This window comes from Terriglobus tenax, assembly GCF_025685395.1.
Classification (GTDB): domain Bacteria; phylum Acidobacteriota; class Terriglobia; order Terriglobales; family Acidobacteriaceae; genus Terriglobus; species Terriglobus tenax.
The window spans coordinates 82512-108916 of record NZ_JAGSYA010000004.1 but is presented as its reverse complement, the minus strand read 5'-3'; the positions used below and the strand labels follow the sequence as shown (position 1 = coordinate 108916).

Sequence of the window (26405 nt, the reverse complement as noted above, 5' to 3'; positions counted from 1 at the left end):
CAGAAGGGGCAGCCCGTGGGCTGCCCCTTCTTATTCCCTGAACGCCGTGTTTGGGACTAGCGAACGACCTGCTGGAACAGGGGTGACGACAGCAAGCTGGAAAACTGGCTGTCCGAGGATCCATAGGCTACCGTGATGGTGCCGCTGCTGGACCCGATGTTGGTGTGGTCCAGGGCCGCCTTTTCGTCTGTCGAGCCCGAGGTCTGCTTGTACAGCGATACCGCCTTCATCAGCGAAGCGATGGTTGCGGCGGTGATGGTGTCCGAGGTCACAACGGCCATATCGAACTTCACGCCGTTCGAGAAATCCATCGTGTAGCGCGAGCTCTTCATGCGGTTCTTCACCGTATCGTAGTCGGCAAGCTGCGAGGCATCGCCCATGACGCTCTTCATCATGGTCTGCGTCCCCTTCTGATCCAGCAGGCTCCACACGGCCTTATCGTCCACATTGGCCATCTCGGCAGCCATTTCGCTGCCCAGGAAGTTGGCAATATTGCCATCGCGTGCTTCGAGAGCTGTGCGGACCGCAGCCTTGTCTCCAAAGACCATCGTCGTCTGGTTCAGCCACACCACGCTCATTCCCTGTGCGCCCATCGGGTAAATGGCGTTGTTGCGCAGCATCGTCGGCTTGACCTTGTTCTTGGTGAAATTTGCCAGAATGTCACGCGTACGGAACTGTCCCTGCGCGATTCCGATAATGCTGGTGGATGTGCCCTCACCCGTCCGGTAGGCGACAAAGGCCAGGTTATCCGCGTCCTGGTCAACTTTCAGACCAGAGCTCTTCAGTGCGGACTCCAGGCGCTTCAACTCGGGCGGCAGCACCTTGTCCTTCAGCGCCATGGCGGCTGAAGAGTTCTGCATCGCGCGGTAGTCCACCGTAATAATCTGCTGTACGTCCCGAGGAATCGCCGATTTGGCGTCGGACGACAGCTCTGCTGCCGAAGCCGTAGCCGCAGCGGCGGCCAGGATAATTGCCATCAGGGTTTGCTTCATTGCTTTGGTGTTCCTTCTTGATCTGGGGAGTATGTGCTGCCGGGAAATCCCCGTTGCACTCGATTCTCTCTCATCTTCTGACGTATGCAAGTCCCGCACGTTATCTTCTACGGCCAACTGAGCGGATGCTGCAAACGGCGTTCCAGCACCTTGACCTCTGGGTCAAAGCCGGGAATCTGCTGGACCCAGGCCGCAGCAGGATCATACGCCTGTTCGGGAATCAGGCCTATTAACTCTCCGTCGGCAATGCTGGCACCGTGCCGGGCCGCCAACTGACGCACTTTTTCATGCACCGCCGCTACCGGGGTCTGGTGAAAGTCCGTGATATTCATGCTGACCTGGGCCCGGCCCTGCGCCAGAACGCCCATCGCCTTGATGCCGAACATGCCACCACCGGAGGCGCGGATCTCCTTGGCAATAGCGCGGGCCACAGCCACGTCCGGATCGTGCAGGTAGATGTTGTACGCAATCAAAAACTTACGGGCGCCTACGGCAGAGGCTCCGGCGGTGGCATGCAGATCCGGACCACCGATATCGGGCCGCCGGGCGGCGTCCTTGCGAACAGCGTCGCGCAGACCCTCAAACTGGCCGCGGCGCACGTCTTCCAGGTTCACACGGTCCGGACGGGCTGCGGCCGCTTCGTAGAAGTACACCGGAACGCCATACCGCAGCCAGATCTGCTGCCCCGCATGCCGCGCAAGCATGGCGCACTGCGGCAAGGAATAGTTGGCCACCGGCACAAACGGAATCACGTCCGCCGCGCCAATGCGTGGGTGGACGCCTTCCTGGCGCGTCAGGTCGATCAACTCCGCGGCCTTGCCCGCCGCACGAATCGCCGCCTCGGCAACAGCCTCGGGAGCACCGGCAATCGTCACCACCGAACGGTTGTGATCGTTGTCCAGCGAGTAGTCCAGCAGGCGTACCCCGTCTACCTGCATGGCAGAGACAATGGCACGCACCTTCTCCGGGGTTACACCCTCAGAGAAGTTCGGGACACACTCAACGATTGATCCGTTTACTTCCACCACGTGTATCCCATGTTGAATTGCAGCGTGACATTCACGCCTGGATTACGGTCGCCCATCGATGCATTCGAGATATGCACCGCGTTTGCTCCAAAGTCGATTGACCGGCGAGGCTTCACAAAGTAGTGCATACCCACGCCGAACTGCGGCGTAAAGTTCCATACCGAGGTCTCAGAGTTCGGTCCGGTATTGGCCAGGTTGATCACGGTCGCAGAACCATACGGCGGATACTTGTGGTTCGTCCAGATCAACCCGCCCGCGCCCTGCACCCAGGGCATCACCCGCGTGTGGCCCGTCAGGTTCCAGCGCAGGATCACCGGTGTCAGTGACATGCCGTGATATGTTCCACCCACCGTATACGGAGACGAGCACACGCTCAGCGATGCATTGCACTTCACACGCTGAATCTTCGGCGTATTCGACTGCCAGTACGGAAATAGCTCGCTGGCAAACTCGAACTGCCCTTTGAACAGGCCTGAACCCATCTCCGGCGTCAGCACCTTGCCAACATGCACACCCGCCATGATGAACTTGTAGCCGCTGCGGTTGTCCGTTACACCAAGGCCGCCCTGCACAATGGGGCCGTATTCCCAGCCTGCATGGGTAGCTACTTCACGAACCGGCGTCTGCACAGAGGTCTGTGCCACCGCGGGCATGGCCAGCAAGGCACACATCAACGAACTCACAATCCATCTCTTCACTTGCGCTTTTCCTTCCGTACAAACGAAAGCCGCCGATTGTGGCGGCGGCTCTCCATTTCCTGCGTTGAAATGCAGATTAGCCGGCCACCTCGGCCATATCCATATCGAAGTTGGAGTACACATTCTGCGTGTCATCCAGGTCTTCCAGCGTCTCCAGCAGACGGCCCATCGCCGCTGCCTGGGCGCCTTCAAGTTTCTGGTAGGTCGACGGAATCATGGTGACCTCGGCGACCTCGGGCGTAATCCCAGCGGCCTTCACCGCCGTCAGCACGGCTTCAAAGTCCTTGGGCGAAGTCAGAACCTCCCAGCTCTCATCCTCACCGGAAAGGTCATCCGCTCCTGCTTCCAGAACGATCTCGGTCAGCTTGTCCTCGTCAATCGCGTCCTTTTCAACGACGATCAGGCCCTTCTTCGAGAACATGTAAGCCACCGAACCGGATTCACCGAGGTTGCCATTGTTCTTTGAGAAGGCGTGACGTACTTCGCTGACCGCACGGTTGCGGTTGTCGGTCAGCACCTCGACGATGACAGCCACGCCACCCGGGCCGTAGCCCTCAAAGGTGATCTCTTCGTAGCTTGCGCCTTCCAGTTCACCGGTGCCGCGCTGAATGGCGCGCTTGATGTTGTCCGCCGGCATGTTCTCGGCTTTGGCCGCCGCAATCGCGGTGCGCAGCCGGGGGTTGCCGTCAGGATCACCGCCGCCCTGCTTCGCCGCGATGTTGATTTCCTTGATCAGCCGCGTGAACACCTTGCCGCGCTTGGCGTCTGCTGCACCCTTTTTATGCTTGATCGTTGCCCATTTAGAGTGGCCGGACATTGCGTTTCCCTACCGATTCCGTTTGAAGTCTTTGCCTTGCGGCACTCAACCATTTTACCACCCAGTATCCGGGTCTTTAAACTTCCGGCTCCGCCAGCAGGCTCTCAAGGTTCAACGACCGTGTGTACATGGTCAGCTCACCCTCCGGAGTTCGCGGCCATAGCTCCTGCGGACGATCCCAGTACAGTTCTACGCCGTTCTGGTCTGGATCCCGCAGATACAGAGCTTCGCTCACCCCGTGATCCGCGACGCCATCCAGCGGAATCTTCGCCGCAATCAGCCGCCGCAGTGCATCGGCCAGGTGGGCGCGTGTGGGGTACAGGATCGCTGTATGAAACAGCCCTGTCGAGCCAAATGCAGGTGGCTTCCCTCCCCGGCTTTCCCAGGTATTCAGGCCTATGTGGTGATGGTATCCACCAGCCGACAGAAACGCCGCCTGGTCGCCCATACGGACCGTCAGTTCAAAACCCAGGACACCCTGGTAAAACGCCAGTGCCCTGTCCAGATCGGCAACTTTCAAATGCACATGGCCAATCCGCGTGCCTGCAGCAATCGGTTGAGTCTCTTGCATATGGGTTCGATGGTACGCGCTACGGTTCGGATTCACCCTTGAAGGGCTTCCGGAGAAAGCGCCCTACTGCGTTCTTCGACTTCTTCAGGCTGTGTCCCACCGCATCCGCGCTTTTCTGCAGCGCGCCCTCGGTTTTACCGTCCGCCAGCGTCAGGGCGCTGCCGGTGTGCGTCATGCCGATTTCCGCGCCGTCGACCGCCGCATTCGCGCCATAGATCCCGCCCTTCACGCCGCTGTAGGAGGCATTCATCTGTACGGGTCTCTCCCGCTTCAGCTGCATCAGGCGGGACATCCACTCATCGGAGAAATCCGTCGCGAACTTGTCGCGCAGGGGCCACTGATTGGAGGTTGCCCACACTGCGCCGTTCATCGCGGCATCCAACTCTCCCAGGTTGACGATACGCATCACCTTCAAAGGGTGCATCGAGCGGCAACGATCACCGCCACATCCCCAGCGGCAGGTCTTCTCATCCAGGTAGGCCGCATGTTTTCCTGCAGAGACCCACACCGTCGCTCCCTTCTCCTCGGCGCCGACAACAGAGGCGCGTATGGCTGTGCTCGCATCGCAGACCGTGTCCTCGTGAGCCGCCGCATACCAGTAACTGGCCTTCCAGCCAGAGGCTGGCATCATCAGTCCGCTGGCCGAGACCAGCACCGATACATGCTCGGCGTCCAGAGGGTGCCCCATACGGCCACAGTCCACCGCCCACAGATCGTAGTAGTGCAATTCCACCACGACACCGCCCATTGGATCGGAGCTGCGAATAAACGCCTGACCGTAGATGGTGCCATCGGAGGCAATGACCTGCGGTGTTTTATTGTCAGGAACGAACGATGCTGGACGAACGCCACAGTCTCCACTGCTGACCATGAACCGGGGCTCAAATCGCTCCAGAAGCGACTGCTCCATCACGTCGCTTAGGCCGTCGTGGTCCGTATCCTGCGCCAGCGATGGCATACAGGCAAAAACCAGCAGCGTGATGGCCATCCATCGCAGCATCGTTCTCCTACGGGTTCTAGCTACGGTTCATGATGGCCCGCTCGTACACCTTCACGTACTCCTTGGCCGGTCCATCCCAACTGAAGTCCTGCACCATGCCGCGCTGCATCATTGCTGTCCACTTCTCCTTGTCCTGGAAGAGCGCCAGCGCCCGCTTGATGGCATCCAGCATGGCCCATGCCGAATAACCCCAGAACTTGAAGCCGTTGCCGCCACCATCGGCCTGCTCATCGATGGTGTCCTGCAGTCCGCCGGTGGCGCGAACCACTGGGATGGTGCCGTACTTCAGCGAGTAGATCTGGTTCAGGCCACAGGGCTCGTAGCGCGACGGCATCAGGAAGAGGTCTGCGCCTGCTTCAATCTTGTGCGCCAGCATGTTGTTGTAGGCCACGCGTACGCGCATCTTCTCCGGGTAGCGCTCGGCCAGCCCGGTCAGCAGGTGCTCGTAATATGCCTCACCGGTACCGAGAGCAACAATGGCGACGTTCTCCTTCACCAGCTCATCGGCCACCTGCGCAATAAAGTCAAACCCCTTCTGCGTGGCAAAACGCGACACAATACCGATCACTGCGGTGTCCTCGCTTACGCCATGGAAGCCGAAGGCGTGCAGCAGGTCGCGGCGGCACTCTTTCTTGCCGCTCAGGTCCTCAGGCGAGTAGTGTGCTGCAATCAGCGGATCGTTAGACGGGTCCCACTCCTCGTAATCCACCCCGTTCAGAATGCCTGTCAGGTCTGCCGAACGCTTCTGCAGCGTATCTTCCAGGCCGCTGCCAAACTCCGCCGTCTTGATCTCTTCGGCGTAGGTGCGGCTCACCGTCGTAATGGCGTCGGCATACACAATGCCTCCCTTCAGGAAGTTGACGTTATCAAATTGTTCCAGCTTGTCCAGCGTGAACATGTCCCACGGCAGCAGCAGCTTCTGCATGGTCTGCGGCGGGAACCAGCCCTGGTAACCAGCATTGTGAATGGACAGCACCGTCGGCACCTTGCGGAAGACCGGATCGAAGTAATACGTCGAGCGCAGGTACACGCTGATCATCGCTGCCTGCCAGTCATGCACATGGAAGATATCCGGTACGCCCAGCACCTTGGTGGCTTCAATTACGGCGCGGCTGAACAACCCGAAACGCTCGGCATTGTCCGCGTAATCCCCGCTCGGCGTGGCGTAGAAGCTTTCGCGATCAAACATTTCGGGGCTATCGATGAAGTAGTACTGCACGCCCTCGGTCTTGCCGCCGTCCAGAATACGAACAAAACGGTTGTAGTACTCAAACGGAATGGTCACGCTCTGCAGCACCACCGGCGCTCCTGGCACCTGCTTGGCCACCTGGCGGTAGTACGGCAGAAAGACCTCAACCTTATGCCCAAGCTTCGCCAGCGCATGCGGCAGAGCACCCACAACATCCGCAAGCCCACCTGTTTTCGCCCATGGTGTGCACTCTGAGGCCGCAAAGACAATATGCATCGTTCGTTCTTCTCTCCTGAAGCAGCTAGTCTATATCTCGCAGCCACTTCTGTTTATGTCAGATGCAGACACAATGCAAGCGGACGCTCGATAACGAAATCATGCCGAAACACAAACCCAAGCTGGGCCAGAACTTCCTTGTCGATGACAACGCACGTCATCGCATCGCCGACGCACTCGGTGAGATCAGCCAACGCACCGTACTCGAGATCGGCCCCGGCAAGGGCGCCATTACCGACATTCTCGCCGGCCGCGCCGGTAACCTCATCGCCATTGAGTTGGATAACGAACTTGCCCCGGCACTGGCTGCACGCTATGCCGGCCGCGAGAACTTCCGCGTCGTCCACCAGGACATCCTCGAGACCGACCTCGCCTCGCTGATTCCCCCGGGAGAAACCGCCGACGTCATCGGCAACCTGCCGTACTACATCACCTCGGATATCCTTCTGCATCTGTTCGCTGCTGCCGGCCACCTGAATCGCGCCGTGGTCATGATGCAGCGCGAGGTCGCCGAACGCATTGCGGCCACTCCGGGCCATCGCGAGTACGGGCTGCTCTCGGCGACATCGCAGCTCTATTGCCGCGTCGAGAACCTGTTTACCCTGCCACCGGCAGCCTTCTCGCCGCCGCCCGAGGTCCACTCCACTGTCCTCCGCTTTCACTTCGCGCCGCGCTTTGTAGGGCTTGGAATCGACGATCCGGTCGCCTTTGACCGTTTTCTGAAGCAAAGCTTCGCTCAGAAGCGCAAAACGCTCTCCAATAACCTGCGTAGCGCGGGCTATGAAAGCACATTGCTCGCCGCCGTCTGGCCTGCGGAGATTTCCCCACAGGCACGCGCGGAAGCGCTAACCCTCGAACAGATGGCGTTGCTCTTCCGCGCTCTGCGGTAACTACTGCTTCGGCTGAGGCGCTGGCCGGGCCATCGGCGGCGGCGAAGGACGTGGTGCTGGCGCGGGTGGTGGGGCGCTCTGTCGCGGCTGTGGCGAAGGCTGAACCGGCTTCCACTGTGCAGGAGCAGAAGGCCGCGGTTGTGGTTGCGGACGTGGCTGCTGCTGAGCCGGAGGTGGATTGTTATGCCCCGGCTGCGGCTGCTGCCCCTGGGATGGCCGCTGAGGATTGCTGTTCCCCGGCTGTGCCGGCTTGTTCACCGGTTGCGCAGGAGCCGGCTGCTGATCGTTCCGCGCCGGACTGACGGCGCGCCATCCGCCGGGAGTCACCGTGGTCTGTCCCGGCGACGGCATAGGAAGCGGCGTCGGCGTGACCCCGTTATTCCCCTCATTGTTGGATGGACGTCCGGCCCCCTGATTGCCTCCCACCGGACGCATCGGCCGGCTGTTGCCATCCTGCGGAGCCCGCACCGTTCCCATGACCGGCTGGCGGTTCCGCAGGGGGAAATCCTTCTGCAGGGACGATCCTACGGCTGACCCGCCACGAGGCGTGTACGCTCCTCCGACCGGTCGCAGCGGCTGGATCTCCTTCCCGGCAAACATCACCGGACGTGGCTGCGGGCGACCGATCGGTCGCACCGGAGCCGGTCCACGGCGGACAGGAATAACCGGATGAACCCCTCCCGGACCTCCCGGTCCCGGAATCGGCCGCTGAACGGGACGCCACACCCGTGGCGGGTTTACGACGTTTACACGCCATGTCATGGTCGGCCCGTAGCCCCATCCCCAGCGGCTGCATCCGCCCGCAGGTCTCCAGCCCCAGCCAAAGTTGTCCCAGTAGGACCAGCTGCCGCAGTAAAAAGGCGTCCATCCCCAGTTGTAGCCGGAGACCCAGACGTATCCTGATCCGGGATACCAGACCCAGTTGCCGTATCCGTACGGATCCCAGCTTGCGTCCACGGCGACCGGCGGCTGCCACACACGGCCCTGACCGGGCAGGTCGTACCAGTTACCGTTGGCATCCAGGTCGCTCCAGCCATATCCGCTGTCCTGCGCATAGTCATCGCGGGCCTGTGTACGCTGCGCCGCTTCGCTTGCGGCGGCCTGCTCGCGTTCCTCGTTCCAGTTATCCCAGCTGTCCTGCCGCGTTGACTTTGACAGGAAGTACCGCGAGGCATCCCCGCTGTCGCCCTCAAACTGTTCCCCCGTGCGGACATTCGTGCTGTAGCCGCCTTCGCGCTCCAGGTGAACGTTCCCCTGCAAGACCGCTACCTCCAGCGGCGGCTGGTCCAGGCTCACGCGAAACGAGGCGTTCTCGACCGGAGTGATCCCCGAGCCGGCCGCCATCACGTAGTACCCGTTATCCCCGGCCACGCGCAGCTCAAAATATGCCATTCCCTGGTCAAGAGAGATCTGGGTCAGAAAGCGGCCCTGGTCAGAGTTCATCCGCGTCAGGGTGATCGAACTCTGCGGCGTGATGCGGGCCACGCTGCCGTCTTCGAACTCTACTTCGGCCTGTCCATCCTCACCGGTGGCAATGCGTTGGCCCTCGATCAGCGGCAGGTTCGCCTGGGCGTCATCCAGTTGGGTATTGTCAGCGTTCAGCACCTGTACTCTGCCCTGGACAAAGCTCAACCGCGCGGCGCGCATGCCGGATGCCGGCTGATCCTGCGCCAGCAATCCGGTTCCGCCTACGGCGAATACCAGCGCCGTTACGATTCCACTCAACCACTCAAGTTTGCGCATAGGGCCCTCAACTCTCACACTTGTATTAACGCACGCGACACAGAAAGTTCCGTTCCTTCGGCCCCGCATTCTTGCTATAAAGGATGCAATCCTAAGCAACGCAGTTTTGATCTCTCTCCGCCTGGAACGAGCCGTGGGCGTATGTCCGCGTTTCCGTCCCATGCAGGAAAAGTGCTTTCTCGATGCAGCCCGTGGTTCCATCCAGTCAATCCGATCGCCGAATCCAGCTTCGCCTGGCTCGGTTCACACCCTTTGCAACAGTTATCATTACTGTCATTTGCATTGGAGTACTCGCGGCATGGGTCATCCCCTCGCTTGGCAACGCCGTACCGGTTGAGTGGATCCACATGAAGGCGAATACCGCCGCATTTCTTCTACTCAGCCTGGGAAGTTTTCATCTGACCAGTTCCCGGAAGCCCCACTTCCGCATCGCTGGCCGCTGCCTCGCGGCGCTGGTGCTGCTTCTGGCATTGCTGACATTCCTGGAGTACCTGGGCATTCCGGCATGGCGACTCGACACCTTGATTGCACCGGACGCGGCGAATGAAGTACCCGGCAGAATGTCCATCCAGGCCGCGATTGGTTTTGTTTTCCTCTCGCTTGCCCTCATGCTCCTCGATCTGGAGCACTTGATTCCTGGGCGTATTACCGACATTGCGGTCCTGTTGCTGTGTTTCTACATCTTCAGCTTTACCGGTTCTCTCTTCTTCGCTTCGGAAGGCTCGCCTGGCTGGGCTCTTCTTAACCAGGTTGCACCGCAGACCTACATTTGTTTGGCTCTTTTGATTGCCCTGATCGTTTTGCGAAGAACCCGGAAAGGGCTGTTCAGCATCCTGGTCGACTCCGGCATCGGCGGTAAAACTGCGCGTCGCGCCGCACCCGCGGCCATTCTGCTGCCCTTCCTTATCGCTACGCTGCGCGAGGCCATGATCCGCTCGCGGCTTATCAGCCTGAACTACGCCATCGCGGTTGCACCGGCAATGACCGCAGTACTCGCTTTGACCCTCGTCCTGCTTCTCGCCCGCCGCAACCGCGATCTGGAGGCTGCGCTGCAAGAGATGTCGTTTCGCGATGAACTGACGGGTCTGTATAACCGGCGCGGATTCAACCTGTTGGCGCATCAGGCCATGGCGCAGACCCTGCGCGGCAACGACCCGTTTTCCATTCTTTTTCTCGATGTCGACAACCTGAAACATATCAACGACACCCGCGGACACGAACTTGGTTCCGAACATCTGAAGCGCATCGCGATGATCCTGAAACAGACCTTCCGAGAATCCGACATTCTGGGCCGTGTCGGAGGAGATGAATTTGTTGTCGCCTCGCGAACCAGCAAACCGAACATGGGGCAGGCCGTTGTACGTCTGCAGGAGGCAGCGCGCAAGCTTGCGTCCGGCAATCCTTCCGGATACCCGCTCTCCTTCAGCTTTGGAATCGCGGAATCCTCAGCAGACAAGGGGATGAATCTGAAATCCCTGATCGACGAAGCCGATAACCGCATGTACGAAAGCAAACGCGAGAAGAAACAGACGGGGGTAATTACCCCTTAGCCATTTGTCTTCGTTGTATTACTTCGCGTTGGTGAGCAGCGTCTCGGCCTTGGAACGCACACGATCCATCAGCGAAACATCGGCAATGATTTTGCGCAGCTCCGGCTCGATATTCTGCAGCTCAATCGCCCATCCGGACTTTACGGAGCTTCCAAGCGAAGTGATCTCGGCATCCAGGCCTAGGCGGTCAAAGCGATGCAGGTAGGCCAGACGCTGCCCGGTCTCCATAGTCATTGCAATGCCCTGGAAGATCGATGTCAGCTTCTGGATATCCTTGTCGTCGGAATAGTTGTAGGTGCAGTTTCCCGTGTCCGACGCGCCCGTCCAGCGCAGCGTCTTCTTCCCCGTCTGCGCCATGTTCTTCAGATGCGTTTCGCAGGTCACCTTGCGGAAGCCGTCCGATGCCTTCTCCTCGGCCCAGACAAGCTCCAGGTTTGCCGGGCTGACAGTAATGGCGCGCTCGGAGTGGACCCCGTCCTTTGTCACGGCGCGGTAAATCCCCTTGCCGTCCTCGCCCAGGATGATCTCGTAGTGCGACGTCTTTACCTGCGGACGGTCAAAGATAAAACTTACCGTCGGCGGAACAGGATCGGCCAACGGTGCGGGAGCCGTCTGAAAGCCAAGAGCAAACAAAAGAAGGGTCGTAACGTGCGTCATCGTGCTCCCGCCAGCGAGATGGCTGACTCGGTCTGCATGGTGTGGATGTGGGTAATGGCAATGGCCAGGGCGTCGGCGGCATCGGCCGTCTCAAACACGTTTTCGATCTCCAGCAGGCGCGCCACCATGAACTGCACTTGCTCCTTCTTGGCCAGACCGTACCCTACGACCGAGCTTTTGATCTTCAGGGGAGCATACTCAGCCACCTGCAGACTGCACGCAGCGGCAGCCAGCAGAGCCACGCCGCGCACCTGTCCCAGCTTCAGCGCCGACTTTGCGTTCGCCGCAAAGAAGACATCCTCAATCGCCACCACATCCGGCGTATACGCAGCAATCAACCCGGTCAGCTCGTTGTAGACCTGGTGCAGGCGAACCGGCGTGCGGTCTTTCTTACTCAGCTTGATGGCTCCGGCGGCAACAGGAACCAGTCGCGGGGTGCGGGCGGTCTCATCCACCTCCACCACTCCCCAGCCGGTGAACTCCGTGCCGCAATCAATGCCAAAAACCCGCATGCTGGAAGTCTACCCGCGGACCGTATAGCGGCATAGTGCCGAGAAGCACTCCCCCAACAGGTCCACGATGATCTGAACAAAAATCTCCGCGACGCTTTCGAGGAACTCCTCCATTACTTCGAGATCCCTTCCAGCGGGGAGCTGGCGGTGGCATAGAGCTTGCGTGGCATGCGGCCGGCCAGATACGCCTGACGCCCGGCCAGAACACCGTGCTGCATGGCCTCGGCCATCAGGATGGGATCCGTGGCGCCGGCAATGGCGGTGTTCAGAAGGACGGCATCAAAACCCATCTCCATGGCGAGGGCAGCGTCGGAAGCCGTGCCCAGACCGGCGTCGACAATCAGAGGAACCTCCGTAATCAACTCCCGCAGCATCCGCAGGTTATAGGTGTTCGCAATACCCAGACCGGAGCCGATGGGAGCCGCGAGCGGCATCACCGCAGCCGCACCTGCATCGATAAGCCTTTTTGCAAACACAATATCATCAGTGGTATACGGAAGAACCGTAAACCCTTCCTTTACCAGAACCTCGGTCGCCAATAGCGTTCCTGCAACGTCGGGATAGAGGGTGCGCTGGTCGCCGATAACCTCGATCTTGACCCAGTCCGACAGGCCCACTTCGCGGCCCAGACGGGCGGCGCGGATGGCCTCTTCCCCGGTGTAACAGCCAGCAGTGTTAGGCAGCAGGAAGTAGCGCTGAGGGTCGATGTAGTCGAGCAGCGACTCCTTGGAGCGATCCAGATTCACACGACGAACGGCCACGGTGACCATCTCGGCGCCGGAGGCTTCAATGGCGCGCTGGGTCTCGGGGCCGTCCTTGTACTTCCCGGTTCCAACAATAAGACGCGACTGAAAGGCTTTTCCGGCGATTACGAGGGGTTCCATGAGGGCTATTTTAGACCCTCTTTATGCCCTTAAAGTGCGTTTCGGACACCGTTTCGCACCCCGAATCACGGGGTTAAATGCACATGGCCTGCGCTAGGCAGGCCATGTGGCGGTGAGCTGTTGAGATTGACCTGAGGCGGACCCACATAAATCTGAGCGATCCAATCGCTCAGATTGAGTGCCTCGGCAGGAGTAGAGCGTCTTGCCAGGTCTAAGGCGGGCCGCCTTAAGCCTCAGTCACCTCAAGTACTGTGTTGATGCAACTGTTTGAGTCACATTTCATAGGCTGGATCATCCTCCTTTCCCTTGTACGGATAACGTAACGCCACCTCCGCAAAGAGTCAAACGCATACATCTGATCCCATGAAAATCGGCATCCGAGCCCTTTGAGTAGATGAAGGGAGAGACGATGAAAGTATCTACGATGGTCGGTATTTTGTTGATTCTGCTTGGAATTGTCGGTTTTGCCATGGGCGGTTTCAGCTTTACAAAACACGAAAAAGATGTGGACCTGGGGCCAGTTCAAATTGGCCACGAGGAAAAGAAAAGTGTCCCTATTCCGCCGGTGCTGAGTGGTATTGCGCTGGTAGGAGGCATTGCCCTGGTGGTCGTCGGCGCAAAGAGCAAGGCCTAGTTATTTCAAATAAGCACGGACAAGGTCGATCAGGTCCTCGGCAAGCTCCGGGGAGATCGGCCTTTCCTTTTGCTCGCCAGCGGCCAGGTGGTGGCGGATGTGATCTTCCATCACCTCTCCCATCAGGCCGTTCACACCGCCGCGGACGGCAGCAAGCAGCATCAGCAGGTCGGCACAGTCGTCGGCACTCGTGAGAGACCGCTCGACGGCGTCGAGTTGGCCGCGCAGTCGGCGGACACGGTTCAACAACTTGATTTTTTCCCGTTCTGAGGTCGACATTTAACTTTCCCTTTATACCCTACCGGGGTATTCTACCCGAGGTCTGAAAGAGGATCACAATTTCAGGAAAGGAGGATGCTGCAATGACAAAGAACTACAAGCGGATCGTCAGTAAGAAGACGGTTCTGCGGATGCAGCCGGTACTGATCCAGCACTGGGTGGAAACCGGCGATGAGCGCTGCCCGCTGGGCGGCATGTGGACAGCGATGACGGTGAGCCAGTCAGGCTCGACCGACGAAGACGACTTGCGTTGGCGCATCCTTCCTGATTTTGCGCGAGGATGCGCCGTTCCCACGTACCAACGAGCCGCGTGAACAAGGCTCCGAAAGACACGAAAAGGACACGAATTCTCATGCACAAGGCACTTCTCTTCCTGCTTGTGTGCGCACCCCTCTGTGCGCAACAGCCGGACACTTCCGCGCCGGTAACGCTGTTCCCGCACAGTGATCGCTCGCCGTTCTACGCCTCGGGACAGGCAAACATCATTTTCCAGGCACACGGGCCGTTTCATTCCCCGTATGAAGGCGTGAACAGCTTGGTATCGCGCGGCGAGTACAAGACGTCGCTGGTCGGCACCCTGTTTCTCGGGGCACAACTGCATACCCACACGCGCTACAACACGGAGTTCCTGCTGGACTTTGAGTCAGCCGGTGGCCGCGGGATCTCGCAGGCGCTGGGACTGGCGGGGTTCACCAATCTCGATGTCGTGCGCAATCCGAACCTTGGCAGCAAGCCATATATCGCGCGGGTACAGATCCACCAGACGATCGGCTTTACGGAGCAGATGGTTCATGGTGACCGGACGCCCTTTTCCCTGGCGACCGAGCAGCCTGCAAAGCGGCTTGACCTTCGCCTGGGCAAAATGAGCCTGCCGGACTTCTTTGACCAGAACGCGGTCGGCTCTGACTCGCACTTCCAGTTCACCAACTGGACGGTAGACAACAACGGAGCCTGGGACTACGCGGCCGATACGCGGGGATATACCTATGCCTTTACCGCCGAGTACCAGTCCCCTGCCTGGGGTGCACGCTATGCGACGGCGCTGATGCCGACGGTGGCCAATGGGATTGACCTGGACTGGGCGTTGCGGCGGGCGAATGGTCAGAATGCAGAGTTTGAGCTGCATCGCGGGCTGGCGTCGCAGTGGCTGCCGAAGGAGCGCAAAGGCATGATCCGCGTGTTGAGCTTTGTGAACCATGCGGACATGGGCGTCTACCGCGAGGCGGTCAATGCTTATCTTTCCGGGCAAGATGAGAAGCCGGATATCGACGCTCACCACCGGCAGAGCTCGGTGAAGTACGGCTTCGGTTTCAACACTGAGCAGGAGATGACGGAGAATCTGCGCGCGTTTGCCCGCTGGGGATGGAATGAGGGGCAGCACGAGAGCTGGGCCTATACCGAAGTGGATTCAACCATCGCCGTCGGTGCGGATCTGCAAGGTTCAGCCTGGTCGCGCAAAGAAGATAAGGCGGGCATCGCCTTTGTTTCCAATGGAATCAAGCGAGACCATCAGAACTACTTGAAGTTCGGCGGACAGGGATTTCTGCTGGGCGACGGCCGCTTGAACTACGCGCGGGAAGACATCGTGGAAGCCTATTACAACGCTCATGCAGCACGCGGCCTGACGATGTCTCTGGGTGCGAGTTACATTGCGCATCCTGGGTACAATCAGGACCGCGGACCGGTGATTGTGCCGAGCGTGCGGGCGCATGTGGAGTTCTAGGCAAAAAGCAGGCGTAGACATACAGGAAACTAAGCCCAAATACAGGTCTCTCCACTCTGCGCTACGCGCTCCGGCTCTCTTTTGAGAGGAAGCCCGGCATGCCTGGATGGCGCGATCCTGTTATTTCCGCTCAGTCTGTCCGTTTCCGGTAGGCGTGTTCCGCCATCAGGCCCAGATAGGTGATGACCACTCCGCTGCCGGCCAGGATAAAGGCGTACACCCAGCCTGGAGTTCCGGAGGTGATATGTGCGTCTGTGGGGTTGTCGACCCGGTAAGCAATCTGCACGGCCTGTCCCTGGTGAACGCCGGGGACAGGCTTGGCCGAGGTGACCTCGAACTGGCGGCTCTGCTTGGTGGCGAAGAGAATGCGCGGATGTCCATTCCGGACGGACAGGATGACACCGCTTGTCGTCTCTGCGTGAAGCAGGAACCAGCCCTGATAAATGCCGAGGCCTACTCCCGCCAGTGTCGTGATGGAGCCGCAGGTGAGCAGGAGGATCCGGACCAGGTTCAGCAGAAGACGCATAGATTGAGTGTATCTTCGGACACTGCAACGGTTGCCGGCATAGGAGGACAGATGCCTGTGCGGCCTATACTGCGAGGGTGGAACTCTCGACGCTGATTCTGGTCTGTTCGTTTGTGATTGGGCTGCTGATGGGCAGCTTTTTGAATGTCTGCATTGCACGACTGCCTAAGGGGGAGTCCGTGATTGGCGGGCGTTCCAGGTGCCTGAGCTGCGGCAAGACCGTGCGTTGGTATGACAATATTCCCCTGCTGAGCTGGATGCTTTTGCGTGCACGCTGCCGGGACTGCAAGGCGGCGATTTCATGGCGCTATCCAGCGGTGGAGCTGGCGACGGCCCTGTGGTTTCTGCGATCGGCTTCGATCCTGTGGCGTGACTGGAACTTTACCTGCGACTTCTGCAACCCCTACCAGATGCAGACCAGCCTGGTGCTGCAGGACCTGGCTGTACTGATGGTGGGTTACCTGCTGATTGGCCTGATGGTGATGGACTGGCAGACGCACACCCTGCCGGACAGCTTCACAATTGGCGGCATGGTGCTGGGGTTCGTGCTGATCTGCGTGCATGCCATGTACCTGGCGCCGGGCGAGGGTGAGATCCACCTGCACCGCAAGGTCAATCTGAATTCTGCCGGTGCGGGGCGAAGCACCGGAGATCTGTTTATTACCGGGCCGGAGGCGGTGGTGCTGAGCCGGGTTGCAGCCATCTTCGGTGCGATGCTGCTTCTACTGGTCTTCCACTGGAGCTACAAGGCCCTGCGTAAGCGCGATGGCATGGGCATGGGAGATGTGAAGCTGCTGGGGATGATTGCCGCCTTCCTGGGCTGGTGGCCGGCGGTGCTGGCTCTATTTGTGGGGACGATTGCAGCAACGGTCTATGCCATCTTCCAGATGGCGCGGGGGAAGGCTGACCGGCTGACCGAGCTGCCGTACGGAAGCTTCCTGGCAGTGGGCGGAATGCTGGCGGCGATGGCCGGTCCGATGTTAATCCACTGGTACGCGGGGCTGTTGCGATAAGCGACGGCACACACAGCTTAGAGATCCGGTCGGGATGACAACAAGAAAAACAAAGGCAGCGGCAGGACAGCCACTTTCAGTCGGCCCCGATATGAATGCCGACCAAATAAGTCCTAAATTATTGATAGAAAGATAGGTTAGCAAAAGGTCCTGTAATCGGTCACCTTCCTTGACACCGTTACACCGCGAACTTAACCTCAAGGTGAAAGCCGACAACGAACGATGCCGATTCCGTATATCTGGAACTATCTTCCGCTTGCGCTGCAAATCATTGTTGCCCTTGGACTTGCGGGCGGAATGGTTCTGGCCAGCTACATCCTTGGCAAGCATCGCCGGACCAAGGTGAAGCTCTCGACCTATGAGTGCGGCATGGAGCCGGTGGGCGACGCCCGCGGGCGTTTTTCCGTGCGCTTTTACATGGTCGCGATGCTGTTCATCCTGTTCGACGTGGAAGCCGTATTTATGTTGCCATGGGCAGTGATCTATAAGCAGCTGCCGTCACTGACCGGATCGCGCTTCTTTGGATTCAACGAGATGCTGGTCTACATCGGCTTTGTGGCCGTGGGTCTCTTCTATGTATGGAAGAAGGGCATCCTGGACTGGGCCAACGATAAGGGAGACCTCTAGTGGCTGCGATTACCCTGGGCAAGGCGGAAGTTCTGGAGCAGATGGCGGCGAATCCGGCTGTGATAGCGCTTGCTTCCCTGCTGAGCGATGCGACGTTCGCTCTGAATGAGCTGACCATCACCGTTCCGAAGGAACAGATTGTGGAGGCGGCCAAAGCGGTACAGGCTGCCGGATACAACTTTCTGGAAGATGTGACCTGCGTGGACTGGTATCCGAGCGAGCCGCGGCTGCATGTGACGTATCACATTCTGTCGCACGGGCTGAAGGAGCGTGTCCGCCTGGTGGCTCCGCTGGGGTCGGAAGACCTGGCACTGGATTCGATTACGGACGTGTGGCCTTCGGCGAACTTTTATGAGCGCGAGGTCTTTGACCTGTTCGGCGTGCACTTTGGCGGACATCCGAACATGCGCCGCATCATGATGCCCGATAACTGGGAGGGGCATCCTCTTCGCAAGGACTACCCGGTGGAGGGTTATCGCTAATGTCGACCTCAGTAGAAGACCTGATCAACCCGGGCGTGGAAGACATCATTGCCGACAGCAAGCTGCACGGCAATGTGGACCCGGCGCAGGACCAGACGATGGTGCTGAACATGGGACCGCAGCATCCGTCGACGCATGGCGTGTTGCGCGTGGTGCTGGAGATTGATGGCGAGTCGGTGGTCGCCTGCGCTCCTGACATTGGCTACCTGCACACGGGTATCGAGAAGACCTGCGAGGCGAAGTTCTATCAGCAGGTGGTTCCGCTGACGGACCGTATCGACTACCTGTGTCCGATGACGAACAACCTGACCTACTGCCTGGCGGTGGAGAAGCTGCTGCAGCTTGAGATTCCGGAGCGTGCGCAGTATCTGCGCGTTCTGTTGAATGAGCTGACCCGTTTGAACAGCCACCTGGTGTGGCTGGGAACGCACGCCATGGATATCGGCGCGCTGACTGTGTTCCTGTACTGCTTCCGCGAGCGCGAAGAGATTCTCCGCATCTTTGAGATGGTGGCCGGTCAACGCATGATGACCAGCTACTTCCGCATTGGCGGGTTGAGCATGGAGCCGCCGATCGACTTTTATGAGCGGGTGCGGAACTTCCTGAAGATCATGCCGGACCGGATTGCGCAGTATGAGAATCTGCTGACCGGAAACCCGATCTGGATGGGACGCCTGAAGGGCGTCGGTTACCTGTCTCCGGAGGACGCGATTGCGCTGGGTGTGACCGGGCCGCCGCTGCGTGCTTCGGGTGTGGATTGGGATCTGCGCCGCGACATGCCCTACTCGGGCTACGAGAAGTTCAAGTTCGAGGTACCGGTGTCGACGGTGGGCGATGTGTGGGCTCGGTATGAAGTCCGCATGAAGGAGATGTACGAGTCGGTGAAGATCTGCCAGCAGGCGCTGGAAGGTTTGCCTGAGGGACGCATCACCGCCGACGCTCCGAAGATCGTATTGCCTGACCGCGAGCAGATGAAGACGCAGATGGAGAGCCTGATCCATCACTTCAAAATCGTGACCGAGGGCTTTGCCGTTCCTGCGGGCCAGGTCTACCAGGGCGTTGAGTCGCCGCGTGGCGAGATGGGCTACTTTGTGGTGTCGGACGGAACGGCAAAGCCCTTCCGTGTGCATATGCGGAACCCGTCGTTTGCAACGCTGCAGGCGCTGGAGACGATGTGCAAGGGACGTCTGCTGGCCGATGTGGTGGCGGTGATTGGGTCGATCGATATTGTGCTGGGGGAGATTGACCGATGAATATTGACGATTCTTTCTTCTACTTTCAGAATCAACGCTTCCATGAAGCCAGAGATTGGTTCAACAAGCTCTACGATTTGCTGCTAAACCACACTAAGCGATTCAGTGGGCACCTTGAGTCATACACAGGGCAAACACCGGAGCTAGGTGGGCAGTATGGCGTTGACGTCAAAGAAGATGGAATTCGAACGGTTCGGTTTACAAATGGGACGGCAGCAATTGAGTTGAAAATGAATGATCCTGTCGGTTGGGTCACTCTTAAAACAACCAAGCATCATGCCTTCTATGCAAGTGTGATCCTGGGCGGCTTCACTCCAAAATTTAATGATTACAATAGCTTCGTTTTCACAGGAGTTGGCTGCCTGGCTAACTGCAAGAATCTGAGCGATGTTCAGGATGTCCTTATCGACCACCTCTATAACTCTGATTTATCAGAAGAAGACTGCAATATCTCTTTAGAAACACATAGTGGATGAGCGGCTCCATACCGAACTTTGGACCTCGTGGGCTTCGATGTTGCGTACGTATTGCGCTGCTCACGGGTTGAACAGTAAGCACCATGCCGTGGTGGAGGTTGGCCCGGAGGTGATTACGATCCGCGTGAATGACCGCTGGCTTCGGTTTACCGCCAGCGATATGCAGCGGGATGATTGTGGCGCGTTGCACTTTGCCCTGCAGGAAGATGGCACGGTGCAATACGCGGATGTAACGGAAGAGATGGATCACGCGGCGGAGCGTCTGGCGCGTGAGATGTTCGCGGTATCCTAGGGTTTCGCGAAGAGTTTTGTACCTCAGCGGCTGAAGCCGCCTGTGGGTAGGGCTTTATGGCACGGCTGAAGCCGTGCCCTGACGAAAAGCGGAACCAATGAGATACGTTCCGCCGCAAATGGTTCTGCTGGAGTTCTGGTTTCCCAATGAGTGCGATTGCCAACTCGATCTTTTCGCCTGAAACGGCTGCCCGCTTTGACAAGCTGGTGACGCTGTACCCTGTGAAGCGCTCGGCGCTGATTCCCATGCTGCTGTATGCACAGGACGAGGTCGGCTATGTCTCTGACGCCGTGGTGCATGAGATTGCCGCGCGGCTGGACTTGTTCGACCTGGATGTACGCGGCGTGCTGAGCTACTACTCCATGCTGCGCACCAAGCCGGCGGGCAAGTACAACGTGCAGGTGTGTACCAACATCAGCTGCATGCTGCGCGGGGGCTACGAGATTCTGGACCACTGCAAGGCGAAGCTTGGTATTGGCCACAAGGAAGTGACGGCAGACAAGCTGTTCTCCCTCGAAGAGGTTGAGTGCATTGGCGCCTGCTGCTGGGCACCTGCGATGCAGGTGAATTACGACTTCCACGAGAACCTGACGACCGTGAAGGTGGACGAAATCCTGGCGGATTATGCCGCCGGACGCGGAAAGGACGTGAAGTAATGCCTACCCTGGTTTCGCATCCGGATGAGGTCAAGATCATCTCCCGCCGCTTTGGCGCGGGCGCTGCCGACATTGAGAAATACCTGGAGCTGGACGGCTATAAGGCCGTGCAGAAGGCCATCGAGAGCGGCCCCGAGTGGGTAATCAACGAAATGAAGGCCTCGGGCCTTCGCGGACGCGGCGGCGCTGGCTTCCCTACCGGCATGAAGTGGAGCTTCGTGCCGAAGGTGAGCGAGAAGCCGAAGTATGTCCTGGTGAATGGCGATGAGTCTGAGCCCGGTACCTGCAAGGATCACGTGATCTTCCTGCATGATCCGCATGCGGTGATTGAAGGCACGATGATCGCCGGTCTGGCGATTGGCGCGAAGATGGGCTTCATCTACCTGCGCGGTGAGTATCGCTACCTGCTGAAGGTGGTCGAAAAGGCTGTTGCGGATGCGTATGCCAAGGGTTTCCTGGGGAAGAACATCTTCGGCAAAGAGGGGGTGGACTTCGACATCGTGACGCAGACCGGAGCCGGTGCGTACGAGGTGGGCGAAGAGTCCGCGCTGATGGAGTCGCTTGAAGGCAAGCGTGGCGTGCCGCGCATCAAGCCTCCGTTCCCTGCGGTTGTGGGTCTGTATGGCGGACCGACAGTGATCAACAATGCTGAGACCATCGCTTCGGCACCGCACATCCTTCTGATGGGTGGAGCGGAGTATGCCAAGGTTGGCAGTGAACGCAACGGCGGGACTCGCCTGTTCGGGATCAGCGGACACGTGGAGCGCCCCGGCGTGTATGAGCTTCCGATGGGTTACAACCTGAAGAAGGCCATCTATGAAGTCGCCGGTGGAGTTAAAGGCGGACGCAAGCTGAAGGCTGTGGTTCCCGGCGGATCTTCCTGCCCGGTGCTGAAGGCCGATGAGCTGGATGTGGGCCTGGACTTCGACCAGATGGGCAAGGCCGGAACGATGCTTGGCTCGGGCGGAATCGTTGTGCTGGATGAAACGGTTTCGATTGTTGAGTTCGCGCTCAGGACGATCAAGTTCTACCAGCACGAGAGCTGCGGATGGTGCATTCCCTGCCGTGAAGGAACCGACTGGCTGAAGAAGACGCTGACGCGCTTCTACAACGGCTACGGCAACAAGAAGGACATCAACAATATTCAGTACCTGGCGGAGAACATGATGGGCCGCACCTTCTGCCCGCTGGGCGATGCGGCTGCGATGCCGACGCTGGGCTTCATCAAGAAGTTCCGCGAAGAGTTTGAAGAGTATCTTGAGGGCCATCGTACGGAGAAGGCTCTTATCACCACCGAAGAACTGATTGGCGCAGCGCACTAAAGGAATCAGAAGATGGCAGATGTAAATTTCATTGTCGACGGCAAACAGCTTACCGCGCCTGCGGGAACGCTGCTGATCGACGCCTGCAAGGCTGCGGGCATCGAGATTCCGGCGTTCTGCTACTACCCGGGACTCTCGCTGCAGGCTGCCTGCCGCATGTGCGTTGTACGCATTGAGAAGATGCCGAAGCTCCAGACCGCCTGCACCACGCCGGTGGCCGAGGGCATGGTGGTGCAGACCGAGACGCCGGAGATTGCACAGGCGCGCAAGGCGACCATCCAACTGCTGCTGGGCAACCACCCGCTGGATTGCCCGGTGTGCGATGCCGGCGGCGAGTGCGAACTGCAGGACATGACCTTCAAGTACGGCGCTGCGGAGAGCTTCTACACCGAGCCGAAGAACCATCGTGAGGAGCAGAAGTGGTCCCCTGCGGTGTACTTTGATCGTCCGCGTTGCATCCTCTGCTATCGCTGCGTGCGTATGTGCGGCGAGGGCATGGATGTCTTCGCCCTTGGCATCCAGAACCGCGGATCATCGGCTGTGATTGCACCGAATATTCCGGCCAGCGAGTCTTCGACCGGTCTGCAGCAGTTGGACTGCGAAGAGTGCGGCATGTGCATCGACGCCTGCCCGGTTGGCGCGCTGACCTCGGACAGCTACCGTTACAAGACTCGTCCGTGGGAAATGAACCATGTCGGCACGGTGTGCACGCACTGCGGCGACGGCTGCAAGACGACCCTTGGCGTTCGCCGTTCGGACGACGGCATGGAGATTGTGCGCGGTGACAACCGCGACCGTTCGGGCATCAACAACGACTTCCTTTGCGGCAAGGGCCGCTTCGGCTTCGACTTTGCCAACAACACCGATCGCCTGACACAGCCCCTGGTTCGCAAGAACGGCGCGCTGACCCCGGTGAGCTGGGAAGAGGCGCTGACGACTGTTGGCCAGAAGCTGAAGGAAGTCCGCGACAGCAAGGGTGGCCATTCGATTGGTGTGATCGGATCGAACCGCATCACGAATGAAGAGGCGTACCTGCTGCAGAAGTTTGCACGCAGCGTTCTGGGTACGGCGAACATCGACCACCATCGCACGGCGGACTACACCACCTTTGCGCTGGCTCTGCAGGGCACGACCGGCAAGACGGCATCGCAGCATGACACCAGTTCGGCCAAGGCTGTGCTGCTGGTCGGTGGCGATCCGACGAACCAGAATCCGTTGACTGCCTGGAACCTGCGCAGCGATGTGCGCCTGAACAAGGCGAAGATCTACGTAGCAAATCATGCGCCGATCAAACTGCGCCGCCAGGCAAAGGCCTTCCTGCAGGTAACGGACCTGGGCTATGGCTCGCTGGCCGCTTATCTGAACGGCGACGATGCGGCAGCCCAGGCAGCTGCGCCGGACGCTAACGCTCTGGCAGCCTTCCGCGATGCGGTGAAGGGCGAAGAAAGCCTGCTGGTGCTGATCGGCAATGAGCTGCGCGGAGCGGACCTGGAGAAGCTGGTGAAGTTTGCCATCTCCCTGCCAAATGCGAAGGTGGCTCTGTTGTCGGATTATGTGAACTCACGCGGTGCGGCCGATATGGGCCTGCTGCCGGATGTGCTGCCGGGCTACACGCCGTGGATGCAGCCGAAGGAGTTTGCCAGCGAGTATGGCGCGCACTTCCCTGCTGCCAAGGGGCTGGATCTGCTGGAGCAGTTTGATGCTGCCGCGGCAGGCGATCTGGGTGCTCTGTATGTGGTAGGAGCGAACCCGGTGGCCCGCTACTCCGTCGATCCTGCAACGTTGAAGAACACCTTCGTCGTGGTGCAGGACATGTATTTGACGGAGACGGCTGTTCTGGCCGATGTGGTTCTGCCGGCGGCGAATCTGTACGAGAAGTCCGGTTCGGTGACCAACAGCTACGGCGATCTGCAGCTGGTTCGCAAGGCTGCCGACAAGGCCGGTGTCCGTTCTGACTTTGAGATCATCGTCCGCATTGCCGACAAGATGGATCACAAGGTGAAGACGCTGGTTCCGTTTGGCAAGGGCGTGCATGCTGACTTCGGCCAGACGCGCGGAGCGCAGTCGGGTGAAGCGGACCGTCATGCGGTCTGGCTCGCGGCGAACAACATGGAGCCCAAGCTGTCGCCGTTTGATCCGTTCGCGATCCTGGACGAGATTCACCGCCTGGTGCCGGGCTACGGCAACCTGCTGCGCCTGCAGTTGCTGAGCGGCAACGATCAACATGTGGAACCAGTGGTGAGCACGAACGCGCTGGTACAGATTGATGGAACCGGAAACCGGCGTGACCTGGTGCTGCCGGCCAACGACACCCTGTTTACCTCCGGCACGCTGGGCCGCTACTCGGAGAAACTGACACAGCTTCACGGCAAGTACAGCCAGGAAGCCACACCCACGGCCGCTGACTAAGAGAGACGAAACCAAGTGCACTTGTCAGATTTTCAACTTTTCGTACTGATCACGATCATCAAGCTGGTGGTGGTGCTGGTGATCACGCTGACCGCGGTGGCCTACACGGTCCTGTTGGAACGCAAGGTGATCGGACGCATCCAGAACCGCTGGGGGCCGTCGCGCGTAGGTCCGTTCGGCCTGCTGCAGCCGCTGGCCGACGGCATCAAGCTCTTCCTGAAGGAAGACCTGATGCCGATGTCGGTGGAGCGTCCTCTGTTTGTCGCCGCGCCTGTGATTGCGCTGGGCTGCGCCCTTGTGTCCATCGCCGTGGTGCCCTTTGGTAAGGTGTTTGCCTTCCATGGCGTCGACATCTTCCAGGTGGCGAATATCAACATTGGCCTGCTGGTGATCCTGGGTATCACGTCGATCGGTGTATACGGCATTGCGCTGTCGGGCTGGTCGTCGAACAACAAGTATTCTCTGATGGGTTCGTTGCGTGCGACATCGCAGGTAATCAGCTATGAGCTGGCTCTGGGCCTGTCGCTGGTGGGCGTGGTACTGCGTGCCGGCTCACTGAACCTGCGCGATATTGTGAACTCGCAGGTCGGCAATGGATTCCTCTCGTGGAACATTCTCGGCGGTCTGCAGATTGTGGGCTTCTTCATCTACCTGATGGCGGCGTATGCCGAGACCAACCGCGCTCCGTTTGATCTTCCGGAAGCGGAGTCGGAGCTGGTGGCCGGTTACCACACCGAATATTCGTCGATGAAGTTCGCGATGTTCTTCATGGCCGAGTACGCCAACATGATCACGGTGGCCTGCGTTGCGACGCTGCTGTTCTTCGGTGGCGCGTCGAGCCCGTTCGAAGGCTGGCTGCCAGCCTTTGGCCCGGTGTGGCTGCAGGCGATTCTGCCGGTCTTCTGGTTCGTGGCAAAGGTTTTCAGCTTCCTGTTCCTCTACATCTGGGTGCGCGCAACAGTACCGCGCTTCCGTTATGACCAGCTGATGAGCTTTGGCTGGAAGTTTCTTCTGCCGGTGGCAATGGCCAACATTCTGTTCACCGCCCTGGTAATGGCGTTTCGGAGCTAGTCGGATACGATCATGCATCTTGCCCTCTTTCTTATCTTCGGCGGACTGGCGGTACTAGCCGCGCTGAATCTTCTGCTGCAGCGTCATCCCATCAACTCGGCGCTTTCGCTTGTAGTTGTGATGATGTCGCTTGCGGTTCTCTACTGGACGCTGGGCGCTGAGTTTCTGGCCGCGGCGCAGATCATTGTTTACTCCGGCGCGGTGATGGTGCTGTTTGTCTTTGTCATCATGCTGCTGAACGCCGGCGAAGAGGAACGAACCAAGGGTTCAAAGATCGCGTCGATTGCCGGTATTCCCGGAGCGGCCGCCATCTTCTGCCTGCTGAGCTTTGTCTTTCTGACCGAGGGCTCGAAGCTGGGCCTGACCCACCTGGGCGGAACGCTGGACGAGGCTACCTCGAATATCCAGCAGATCAGTTCTCTGCTCTTTACCCAACTGCTGCTTCCCTTTGAGGTGACCTCGGTATTGATCCTGGTCGCAATCCTGGGAGCCGTGGTGCTCGCAAAGAAGGAGCGCTAAGCGATGGTGCCGGTCAATTACTACCTCGTGCTTGCAGCGATTCTTTTCACCGTGGGCATTGCCGCCTACCTGATGAAGCGCAACGTGATCACGATCTTTATCTCGATTGAGTTGATGCTCAACGCCGTCAACCTGACCTTCGTTGCGTTCGCGCACATGTGGAACAAGCTGAACGGTCAGATCTTTGTCTTCTTCGTCATGGTGGTTGCAGCGGCTGAAGCGGCTGTGGGTCTGGCCATCATCATCGCTCTCTACCGGTCGCGGCAGACGCTGAACGTCGACCAGGTCAACCTCCTGAAAGGCTAACGGACCAGAC

Annotated in this window: 30 protein-coding genes; 17 read left to right on the top strand and 13 right to left on the bottom strand. The window is 59.2% G+C overall.

Going from position 1 to position 26405, the window contains the following annotated elements:
• Window positions 1-56: 56 nt before the first annotated feature.
• The 7 genes from OHL13_RS06110 to glgA form a co-directional block, all read right to left on the bottom strand.
• Entirely contained in the window at window positions 57-992 is a 936-nt protein-coding gene (locus tag OHL13_RS06110) for a hypothetical protein (RefSeq protein WP_263409246.1), read from the bottom strand.
• A 107-nt stretch (window positions 993-1099) separates the two neighbouring features.
• Window positions 1100-2017 (bottom strand): glutamate formimidoyltransferase, encoded by a 918-nt coding sequence (gene ftcD, locus OHL13_RS06105; protein WP_263409245.1) that lies wholly within the window; start codon window positions 2015-2017, stop codon window positions 1100-1102.
• Entirely contained in the window at window positions 2008-2718 is a 711-nt protein-coding gene (locus tag OHL13_RS06100; RefSeq protein ID WP_263409244.1) for an acyloxyacyl hydrolase, read from the bottom strand. Before OHL13_RS06100 ends, ftcD begins: the two co-directional genes overlap by 10 nt.
• A 76-nt stretch (window positions 2719-2794) precedes the next feature.
• The gene (locus tag OHL13_RS06095; RefSeq protein ID WP_263409243.1) at window positions 2795-3535 is read right to left on the bottom strand and encodes a YebC/PmpR family DNA-binding transcriptional regulator; all 741 of its coding nucleotides are present in this window, start codon (window positions 3533-3535) and stop codon (window positions 2795-2797) included.
• Between the two features lie 76 nt (window positions 3536-3611).
• Window positions 3612-4061 (bottom strand): VOC family protein, encoded by a 450-nt coding sequence (locus OHL13_RS06090; protein WP_263409242.1) that lies wholly within the window; start codon window positions 4059-4061, stop codon window positions 3612-3614.
• 64 nt (window positions 4062-4125) lie between these two features.
• Window positions 4126-5106 carry a hypothetical protein gene (locus OHL13_RS06085; protein ID WP_263409241.1) on the bottom strand — a complete coding sequence of 327 codons (981 nt, stop codon included), beginning with the start codon at window positions 5104-5106 and terminating at the stop codon, window positions 4126-4128.
• A gap of 16 nt (window positions 5107-5122) precedes the next feature.
• On the bottom strand, window positions 5123-6571 hold the full coding sequence (gene glgA, locus OHL13_RS06080; RefSeq protein ID WP_263409240.1) for a glycogen synthase GlgA: 1449 nt from the start codon (window positions 6569-6571) through the stop codon (window positions 5123-5125).
• Window positions 6572-6672: 101 nt separating this feature from the next.
• Here glgA and rsmA point away from each other — a divergent pair, with 101 nt between their 5' ends.
• Complete coding sequence (rsmA, locus tag OHL13_RS06075) at window positions 6673-7461, top strand: 16S rRNA (adenine(1518)-N(6)/adenine(1519)-N(6))-dimethyltransferase RsmA (protein WP_263409239.1); 789 nt, start codon at window positions 6673-6675, stop codon at window positions 7459-7461.
• Here rsmA and OHL13_RS06070 read toward each other — a convergent pair whose 3' ends face one another.
• The gene (locus OHL13_RS06070; protein WP_263409238.1) at window positions 7462-9204 is read right to left on the bottom strand and encodes a FecR domain-containing protein; all 1743 of its coding nucleotides are present in this window, start codon (window positions 9202-9204) and stop codon (window positions 7462-7464) included.
• Between the two features lie 455 nt (window positions 9205-9659).
• Between OHL13_RS06070 and OHL13_RS06065 the strand changes: the two genes are divergently transcribed.
• Window positions 9660-10754 carry a GGDEF domain-containing protein gene (locus tag OHL13_RS06065; protein ID WP_263409237.1) on the top strand — a complete coding sequence of 365 codons (1095 nt, stop codon included), beginning with the start codon at window positions 9660-9662 and terminating at the stop codon, window positions 10752-10754.
• An 18-nt stretch (window positions 10755-10772) separates the two neighbouring features.
• On the opposite strand, the gene OHL13_RS06060 is transcribed toward OHL13_RS06065, so the two are convergent.
• The 3 genes from OHL13_RS06060 to OHL13_RS06050 form a co-directional block, all read right to left on the bottom strand.
• Window positions 10773-11411, bottom strand: a complete 639-nt coding sequence (locus OHL13_RS06060; RefSeq protein ID WP_263409236.1) for a hypothetical protein — start codon at window positions 11409-11411, stop codon at window positions 10773-10775.
• Window positions 11408-11923: a crossover junction endodeoxyribonuclease RuvC gene (ruvC, locus tag OHL13_RS06055; protein ID WP_263409235.1), complete on the bottom strand. Its 516-nt coding sequence runs from the start codon at window positions 11921-11923 to the stop codon at window positions 11408-11410. The genes OHL13_RS06060 and ruvC overlap by 4 nt, the downstream gene beginning before the upstream one ends.
• 113 nt (window positions 11924-12036) lie before the next feature.
• On the bottom strand, window positions 12037-12807 hold the full coding sequence (locus OHL13_RS06050) for a thiazole synthase (RefSeq protein ID WP_263409234.1): 771 nt from the start codon (window positions 12805-12807) through the stop codon (window positions 12037-12039).
• Between the two features lie 409 nt (window positions 12808-13216).
• Between OHL13_RS06050 and OHL13_RS06045 the strand changes: the two genes are divergently transcribed.
• A complete protein-coding gene (locus OHL13_RS06045; protein ID WP_263409233.1) occupies window positions 13217-13441 on the top strand; it encodes a DUF3185 domain-containing protein in 225 nt (74 codons plus the stop codon).
• Here the strand turns inward: OHL13_RS06045 and OHL13_RS06040 are convergent, their stop codons facing one another.
• Window positions 13442-13720 (bottom strand): metal/formaldehyde-sensitive transcriptional repressor, encoded by a 279-nt coding sequence (locus OHL13_RS06040; protein WP_263409232.1) that lies wholly within the window; start codon window positions 13718-13720, stop codon window positions 13442-13444.
• A gap of 83 nt (window positions 13721-13803) precedes the next feature.
• Here OHL13_RS06040 and OHL13_RS06035 point away from each other — a divergent pair, with 83 nt between their 5' ends.
• Together OHL13_RS06035 and OHL13_RS06030 are read left to right on the top strand one after the other, a co-directional pair.
• On the top strand, window positions 13804-14034 hold the full coding sequence (locus OHL13_RS06035) for a hypothetical protein (RefSeq protein ID WP_263409231.1): 231 nt from the start codon (window positions 13804-13806) through the stop codon (window positions 14032-14034).
• Between the two features lie 38 nt (window positions 14035-14072).
• A complete protein-coding gene (locus tag OHL13_RS06030) occupies window positions 14073-15443 on the top strand; it encodes a carbohydrate porin (RefSeq protein WP_263409230.1) in 1371 nt (456 codons plus the stop codon).
• 130 nt (window positions 15444-15573) lie between these two features.
• On the opposite strand, the gene OHL13_RS06025 is transcribed toward OHL13_RS06030, so the two are convergent.
• A complete protein-coding gene (locus tag OHL13_RS06025; protein WP_263409229.1) occupies window positions 15574-15969 on the bottom strand; it encodes a DUF3592 domain-containing protein in 396 nt (131 codons plus the stop codon).
• 77 nt (window positions 15970-16046) lie between these two features.
• On the opposite strand from OHL13_RS06025, the gene OHL13_RS06020 reads away from it, so the two are divergent.
• The 12 genes from OHL13_RS06020 (at window position 16047) to nuoK (ending at window position 26395) form a co-directional block, all read left to right on the top strand.
• Entirely contained in the window at window positions 16047-16982 is a 936-nt protein-coding gene (locus OHL13_RS06020; RefSeq protein WP_263409228.1) for a prepilin peptidase, read from the top strand.
• Between the two features lie 222 nt (window positions 16983-17204).
• Window positions 17205-17609: an NADH-quinone oxidoreductase subunit A gene (locus OHL13_RS06015; protein ID WP_263409227.1), complete on the top strand. Its 405-nt coding sequence runs from the start codon at window positions 17205-17207 to the stop codon at window positions 17607-17609.
• Window positions 17609-18091 (top strand): NADH-quinone oxidoreductase subunit C, encoded by a 483-nt coding sequence (locus tag OHL13_RS06010; RefSeq protein ID WP_399255317.1) that lies wholly within the window; start codon window positions 17609-17611, stop codon window positions 18089-18091. Before OHL13_RS06015 ends, OHL13_RS06010 begins: the two co-directional genes overlap by 1 nt.
• A complete protein-coding gene (gene nuoD, locus OHL13_RS06005; protein WP_263409226.1) occupies window positions 18091-19344 on the top strand; it encodes an NADH dehydrogenase (quinone) subunit D in 1254 nt (417 codons plus the stop codon). The genes OHL13_RS06010 and nuoD overlap by 1 nt, the downstream gene beginning before the upstream one ends.
• The gene (locus OHL13_RS06000; protein WP_263409225.1) at window positions 19341-19820 is read left to right on the top strand and encodes a hypothetical protein; all 480 of its coding nucleotides are present in this window, start codon (window positions 19341-19343) and stop codon (window positions 19818-19820) included. Before nuoD ends, OHL13_RS06000 begins: the two co-directional genes overlap by 4 nt.
• A gap of 37 nt (window positions 19821-19857) precedes the next feature.
• Window positions 19858-20112, top strand: coding sequence for a transcriptional regulator (locus OHL13_RS05995; RefSeq protein ID WP_263409224.1), 255 nt, complete (start codon window positions 19858-19860; stop codon window positions 20110-20112).
• Between the two features lie 146 nt (window positions 20113-20258).
• On the top strand, window positions 20259-20768 hold the full coding sequence (locus OHL13_RS05990) for an NADH-quinone oxidoreductase subunit NuoE family protein (RefSeq protein ID WP_263409223.1): 510 nt from the start codon (window positions 20259-20261) through the stop codon (window positions 20766-20768).
• On the top strand, window positions 20768-22090 hold the full coding sequence (gene nuoF / locus OHL13_RS05985; protein WP_263409222.1) for an NADH-quinone oxidoreductase subunit NuoF: 1323 nt from the start codon (window positions 20768-20770) through the stop codon (window positions 22088-22090). The genes OHL13_RS05990 and nuoF overlap by 1 nt, the downstream gene beginning before the upstream one ends.
• 12 nt (window positions 22091-22102) lie before the next feature.
• Window positions 22103-24499 (top strand): molybdopterin-dependent oxidoreductase, encoded by a 2397-nt coding sequence (locus OHL13_RS05980; RefSeq protein ID WP_263409221.1) that lies wholly within the window; start codon window positions 22103-22105, stop codon window positions 24497-24499.
• Window positions 24500-24520: 21 nt separating this feature from the next.
• Entirely contained in the window at window positions 24521-25570 is a 1050-nt protein-coding gene (nuoH, locus tag OHL13_RS05975; RefSeq protein ID WP_263409220.1) for an NADH-quinone oxidoreductase subunit NuoH, read from the top strand.
• 12 nt (window positions 25571-25582) lie between these two features.
• Window positions 25583-26089 (top strand): NADH-quinone oxidoreductase subunit J family protein, encoded by a 507-nt coding sequence (locus OHL13_RS05970; protein WP_263409219.1) that lies wholly within the window; start codon window positions 25583-25585, stop codon window positions 26087-26089.
• 3 nt (window positions 26090-26092) lie between these two features.
• Window positions 26093-26395, top strand: a complete 303-nt coding sequence (gene nuoK / locus OHL13_RS05965; protein ID WP_263409218.1) for an NADH-quinone oxidoreductase subunit NuoK — start codon at window positions 26093-26095, stop codon at window positions 26393-26395.
• Window positions 26396-26405 lie beyond the last annotated feature (10 nt).